At 60.6% G+C, this 459-nt stretch carries 1 protein-coding gene; it reads right to left on the bottom strand.

The annotated features are described in order from the left end of the window. Positions 1 to 459, bottom strand: a 459-nt coding sequence (locus tag DCO47_RS26880) for a phage baseplate assembly protein V (protein ID WP_256590277.1), incomplete at both ends; no start/stop codon positions are given.

Genomic DNA, 459 nt, shown 5'->3' on the forward strand with positions numbered 1-459 from the left:
TTGATGTGCTGATTCACGCCGACGGTGAGGTGGTCGTTGGCGCGGGTTTCGACTTTGCGGTCGGCGTAGACGGTGTGGTGTTCTTCGGCCTTGAATTCGCTGTAGCTGTTCTGTTCGACGGTGTCGTGGCGTTCGTTGCCGACGCGGATTTTCTGGTCGTGCTCGATGTTTTCGTCCCAGTCGCGCTGGGCGTGCAGGTAGATCTGTTCCTGACCTTTTTTGTCTTCGATGCGCAGTTCGTTGTAACCGCCGCCACCCATGGAACTGAGGGTCTTGAAGGTGCTGCGGGTCTTGTTCGCCGGCAGTGGATAGGGGACGGTGTTTTCCTTGTGGTACAGGCAGCCGCTGATCAGCGGTTGATCGGGGTCGCCTTCAAGGAACGTGACCAGCACTTCCATGCCGATGCGCGGGATGGCGATGCCGCCGTACTGGGCGCCGGCCCAGGCGCTGGAGACGCGC

It is taken from the genome of Pseudomonas sp. NDM (assembly GCF_003105095.1).
Lineage (GTDB): Bacteria > Pseudomonadota > Gammaproteobacteria > Pseudomonadales > Pseudomonadaceae > Aquipseudomonas > Aquipseudomonas moraviensis_A.